The following is a 5,370-nucleotide window of genomic DNA, read 5'->3' as shown; positions in this document are numbered from 1 at the left end:
TTGTTCACGAACCCCGCGTCGACGGGCAGCGTGACGCCGGTGACATAGCGGGCGGCGTCGGATGCCAACCAGAACACCGCGTTGGCGATGTCCTCCGGTTCCAGCGCCTGCACCGGCAGTGCGTTGCCCATGTCAGGACCGCCCTGGCTCTCCTGCGCTATTCCCTCCAGCCACGACCGGGTGAAATCGTTGTCGATCATCGGGGTGTTCACTCCTGCGGGATGCACCGAATTGACTCGAATGCTGTACTGGGCAAGGAAGTTCGCGTACACCCGCATGACCCCGACCATGCCGTGCTTGGCGGCCGCATAACCGACGGAACCGCCGACCGGCGCACCCAGACCCACCAGGCCGGCGACCGAGCTGATCAACACGATCGAGCCGCCGTTGCCGAACTTGACCATCGGTTTCATCGCGACGTCGACGGTGTTGTAGACGCCGGTGAGGTTCACGTCGATGACGTCCTGCCATGCGCCGGCGCCTGCCATCGGAGCGATCCCGGCGTTGGCGACCACGATATCGAGGCGATTGCCGAGTTTCTCGGTCCCCTCTCGCAGCGCGGCCTTCACGGCGTCGCGGTCTCGGACGTCCGCCTGGACGGCCACGATCCGCGAGCCGGCCTCCTCGACGAGCTTGACGGTCGCGGTCAGGTCGTCGGGGGTCGCCAGCGGGTACGGCACCGAGTCGATCTGCTCGCACAGATCGAGCGCGATGATGTCGGCGCCCTCGGATGCCAGCTTCACGGCGTGTGCGCGGCCCTGGCCCCGGGCGGCGCCGGTGATGAATGCGACCTTGCCGGTGAGCTCACCCATGGTGCGCAGACTACGGCCGCAGCTGACCCTTGGCGGGATCACCCGCCACCACCGGCTGCAGCATCTTGATGTCGGGGGCTCCGTCGAGGTGCTCGCCGATGGTGCCGAACAGCGTGGCCACTGCGGGTGCGGTGCTGTGGGCGGTCAGCGCATCGGTGTCGGCCCACTGCTCGACGAACACGAAGGTGCCGTCGGCTTCATGCAGTGAGTACAGGTCGCAGCCCGGCTCGTTGTGCACCGCCTCGATAGCCTGCTTGCACGCGTCCCTCACGGCGTCCACGGACTCGGGCTTGGCGGTCATGGTGGCGACGACGACTATCGGCATGGGTGCGGGCTCCTCGATCTCGGCACTGAGTTGGACAGGTGTCCACCTTATTACGGTTCGAGTGGTCGCGACGTCGCAGGGCGCGTCGCCTCCGATCACGCTGGGATCACGGATTGGCACCTGGTTGTTACCTGTGTGGCAGATGGTGCAACTGGGGTGATTGGGACTAGGCTTACCGGCATGGCGAGTAAGACCGCGGCCCGATCTGCAGCACGTACGACCAGGTCAAAGGCCAGTTCGCGGGGTGGTGCGAGATCCTCCAGGCCTGCCGCCCCGCGGCGCAAGCCGGCCCGTCAGAAACCCTCCGCCGTCTCGGCAGCGGGGACCGCGGTCGGTCGCGGCATGCGTGCCGGCTGGCTGATGGTGGCCAAGGGCGCCGGGGGCACCGCTCGCTCGGTCGGCCGGGCGCGCGAAATCGAGCCCGGACATCGCCGCGACGGGGTCGCACTGGCGCTGCTGGGCCTCGCGGTCGTCGTCGCCGCGAGCTCATGGTTCGAGGCCGCTCGACCGGTGGGTGAGTGGATCGACACCTTCCTGCGGGTGTTGATCGGCTCGGCGGTCGTGCTGATCCCGATCGCACTGGCTGCGCTCGGCATCGGGCTCATGCGCTCCGAACCGGACCCGGAATCACGCCCGCGGTTGATCCTGGGTACGGCGATGATCGTGCTGCCCGCGCTGGGGTTGTGGCATCTGTGGGCGGATTCGCCGCAGGATCCGGTCGCTCGTCAGGGTGCGGCCGGCTTCTTCGGCTTCGCGATCGGCGGTCCGCTCTCCGACGGACTGACCGCGTGGATCGCGGCTCCGCTGCTGTTCCTCGGGGTGTTGTTCGGGGCCCTGCTGGTGACCGGGACGACGATCCGCGAGGTTCCGAACACGGTGCGGGACATGTTCTCCACCCGGTGGCGCTCGGAATACGACGACGATGAGTACGACGACTACGACGAGTACGACGACGAACTGGGCGACACCGAGGAAGCCGACGACTTCTCCGACGGCTACTACGACGATCCGGACGGGTACGGACAGGACGAGTCGCGGTCGTGGCCGTCGGCTGCGGCAACCCAACCGTTGGCCCCGCTGGCGCTGACTGCCGGACCCGCAGGCACGCCGCTGGACAACTACCCGATCGAAGAAGACGCAGCGACGCTCCCCGAACCGGCCACCCGCTCGCGGAAGAAGAAGCCCAAAGCGGAGCCGATGCAGTTGGATCGGGTGGTGGAGGGCCCGTACGCGCTGCCGTCGCTGGATCTGCTCGTCGCGGGCGATCCGCCGAAGATCCGAAGTGCGGCCAACGACAAGATGGTCGAGGTCATCGGCTCGGTACTGGACCAGTTCAAGGTCGACGCCGCGGTCACCGGATGCACCCGCGGACCCACGGTCACCCGCTACGAGGTCGAGCTCGGCCCGGGCGTCAAGGTCGAGAAGATCACGGCGCTGCAGAAGAACATCGCCTATGCCGTGGCCACCGAGAGTGTCCGGATGCTCGCCCCGATCCCGGGCAAGTCGGCTGTCGGCATCGAGGTGCCGAACACCGACCGCGAGATGGTGCGGCTGGCCGACGTGCTGACCGCCCCGTCGACCCGACGTGATCACCATCCCCTGGTGATCGGACTGGGCAAGGACATCGAGGGGGACTTCATCTCGGCGAACCTGGCGAAGATGCCGCACCTGCTGGTCGCCGGTTCCACGGGTTCGGGCAAGTCCAGCTTCGTCAACTCGATGCTGGTGTCGTTGCTGGCGCGGGCCACCCCCGAAGAGGTCAGGATGATCCTGATCGACCCCAAGATGGTGGAACTGACCCCCTACGAAGGCATTCCGCACCTGATCACACCGATCGTCACCCAGCCGAAGAAAGCGGCGGCGGCATTGGCGTGGCTGGTCGAGGAGATGGAACAGCGCTACCAGGACATGCAGGCCAACCGGGTGCGGCACATCGACGACTTCAACTCCAAGGTGCGCTCCGGTGAGATCGTCGCACCGCTGGGCAGCGAACGTGTCTACAAGCCGTATCCCTACATCATCGCGATCGTCGACGAGCTCGCCGACCTGATGATGACCGCGCCCCGTGACGTCGAGGACGCCATCGTCAGGATCACCCAGAAGGCCCGCGCCGCGGGCATCCACCTGATCCTGGCGACCCAGCGGCCGTCGGTCGACGTCGTCACCGGCCTGATCAAGACCAACGTGCCGTCGCGGCTGGCGTTCGCGACGTCATCGCTGACCGACAGCCGGGTGATCCTCGACCAGCAGGGCGCCGAGAAGCTGATCGGTATGGGCGACGGGCTGTTCCTCCCGATGGGAGCGAACAAGCCGGTCCGGTTCCAGGGCGCCTACATCAGCGACGAAGAGATCTACGCCGTCGTCGCCGCGTGCAAGGACCAGGCCGAGCCCGAGTACACCGAAGGCGTCACCACTGCCAAGGCCGCCGGCGAACGCACCGACGTCGACCCCGACATCGGTGACGACATGGACGTGTTCCTGCAGGCGGTCGAGCTGGTGGTGTCGTCGCAGTTCGGGTCCACCTCGATGTTGCAGCGCAAGCTGCGGGTCGGCTTCGCGAAGGCCGGCCGGCTGATGGACCTGATGGAGACCCGCAGCATCGTCGGCCCGTCAGAGGGGTCCAAGGCACGTGAGGTGCTGGTGAAGCCCGACGAACTCGCGGGAACGCTGGCGTTGATCCGCGGCGGCAGCGACGCCGCGGGCGGCGACACCGACGAGCCCGACTTCTAGCGCACCCTGGTTCGCCAATCACCGGCTCACCGGCTCACCAATCGCCGAGGCTGTACTCCGCGCGGAAAAATACGAAAAAAGACCGCGTGGAATACAGTTTCGGCGGGAGTCAGAGGGTCAGCAGCATCCGGGTGTTGCCCAGGATGTTCGGCTTGACGTAGGAGAGGTCGAGGAACTCCGCCACGCCGGTGTCGTAGGAGCGGCGCATCTCGTCGTACACCTCCGCGGTGACCGGGGTGCCGTCGATCTCCTCGAAGCCGTGGCTTCCGAAGAACTCGACCTCGAAGGTGAGGACGAAGATGCGCTGCAGGTGCAGTTCGGTGGCGACGGCGAGCAATCGGTCGACGATCGCATGCCCCACGCCGCGGCCGCGCACCTTGGGGTGTACCGCGACAGTGCGTACCTCGCCCAGATCGGACCACAGCACGTGCAGGGCGCCGCATCCGATCAGCTCGCCGTCGAGTTCGGCGACCCAGAACTCCTGCACCGATTCGTAGAGCGTCACCAGATTCTTCTCGAGCAGGATCTTCCCGGAATAGATGTCGACGAGCGACTTGATCGCGGGCACATCGGACGTCCTGGCACGCCGCAGGACGAGCCGACCGGCGGGCTCATCCGGAACTGGGCTCACACACCGAAGAGTATCGGCACTGGCAACCAGTATTCTGTGGCGGTGCCGGGACAACCACATACCGATCCCGTGGTCCCGCGCGCTCGGGTGGCCAATCTCGCCAACGCCCTCACCGGTGTGCGACTCATCCTGGTGCCGGTGTTCCTCGTCGCGCTGTTCGTCGGCGACGGGCACGAAACATATTGGCGGGTGGTCGCATTCATCATCTTTGCGGTGGCCGTCATCACCGACCATTTTGACGGGGCACTCGCCCGCAGTTACGGCATGGTGACCGAGTTCGGCACGCTGGCCGACCCGATCGCCGACAAGGCTCTGATCGGCGCGGCGCTCGTCGGACTGTCACTGCTCGGCGATCTGCCGTGGTGGGTGACGGCGGTGATCCTGGTCCGTGAGGTCAGTGTGACGGGGCTGCGACTGGCGGTCATGCGACGCGGCATCATCCCGGCGAGTCGCGGCGGCAAGCTCAAGACACTGGTTCAGGCGGTCGCGATCGGGCTGTTCATCCTGCCCCTGTCGGGTGGGTGGCTGACCGGAGCCTGGGTGATCATGATCACGGCGGTGGTGCTGACGGTGATCACCGGCGTCGACTACTTCGTCTCGGCGGTGAGGGACTCGCGTGGACGACCCGCTGGTCGATGACGACGCTCGCGCGCTGGTAGCCGACCTGACAGTGCGTCGGGAAACCGTCGCCACGGCGGAATCGCTGACCGCCGGTCTGCTGGCGGCCACGCTGGCCGGGGTGCCCGGCGCGAGCGTGGCGCTGCGAGGCGGACTGGTGACTTACACCGTTGACGCCAAGGTCGAGTTGGCGGGTGTGGCACCTGAACTGCTCGACGACGTCGGTCCGGTGGCCGAGCCCACGGCACGCGCGC

Annotated in this window: 6 protein-coding genes; 3 read left to right on the top strand and 3 right to left on the bottom strand. The window is 66.9% G+C overall.

All coding sequences use genetic code 11. From position 1 onward, the window contains the following. Both WA965_RS22850 and WA965_RS22845 read right to left on the bottom strand, forming a co-directional pair. A partial coding sequence (locus WA965_RS22850) for a mycofactocin-coupled SDR family oxidoreductase (RefSeq protein WP_526448106.1) occupies positions 1-812 on the bottom strand: 812 nt, incomplete at its 3' end. A gap of 10 nt (positions 813-822) precedes the next feature. After that, entirely contained in the window at positions 823-1,137 is a 315-nt protein-coding gene (locus WA965_RS22845) for a putative quinol monooxygenase (RefSeq protein ID WP_178358611.1), read from the bottom strand. 180 nt (positions 1,138-1,317) lie between these two features. Here WA965_RS22845 and WA965_RS22840 point away from each other — a divergent pair, with 180 nt between their 5' ends. Further along, a complete protein-coding gene (locus tag WA965_RS22840) occupies positions 1,318-3,867 on the top strand; it encodes a DNA translocase FtsK (protein WP_526448105.1) in 2,550 nt (849 codons plus the stop codon). A 109-nt stretch (positions 3,868-3,976) separates the two neighbouring features. On the opposite strand, the gene WA965_RS22835 is transcribed toward WA965_RS22840, so the two are convergent. After that, on the bottom strand, positions 3,977-4,498 hold the full coding sequence (locus tag WA965_RS22835) for an amino-acid N-acetyltransferase (protein ID WP_347133437.1): 522 nt from the start codon (positions 4,496-4,498) through the stop codon (positions 3,977-3,979). A 42-nt stretch (positions 4,499-4,540) separates the two neighbouring features. On the opposite strand from WA965_RS22835, the gene pgsA reads away from it, so the two are divergent. Both pgsA and WA965_RS22825 read left to right on the top strand, forming a co-directional pair. After that, positions 4,541-5,137, top strand: coding sequence for a CDP-diacylglycerol--glycerol-3-phosphate 3-phosphatidyltransferase (gene pgsA / locus WA965_RS22830; RefSeq protein WP_526301555.1), 597 nt, complete (start codon positions 4,541-4,543; stop codon positions 5,135-5,137). Then, positions 5,115-5,370 (top strand): CinA family protein (locus WA965_RS22825; RefSeq protein ID WP_526448104.1); only part of this gene is annotated, 256 nt, incomplete at its 3' end. The genes pgsA and WA965_RS22825, both read left to right, overlap by 23 nt.

This window comes from Mycobacterium sp. (genome assembly GCF_049683935.1).
GTDB lineage: Bacteria > Actinomycetota > Actinomycetes > Mycobacteriales > Mycobacteriaceae > Mycobacterium.
Note: the sequence above shows the minus strand (reverse complement) of the source record. Positions and strands in the feature narration are given on the sequence as shown.

Bases quoted from the DNA above. Each gene is read 5' to 3' on its own strand.
- WA965_RS22845 (WP_178358611.1), bottom strand. From the start codon at position 1,137: ATGCCGATAGTCGTCGTCGCCACCATGACCGCCAAGCCCGAGTCCGTG.
- WA965_RS22840 (WP_526448105.1), top strand. From the start codon at position 1,318: ATGGCGAGTAAGACCGCGGCCCGATCTGCAGCACGTACGACCAGGTCA.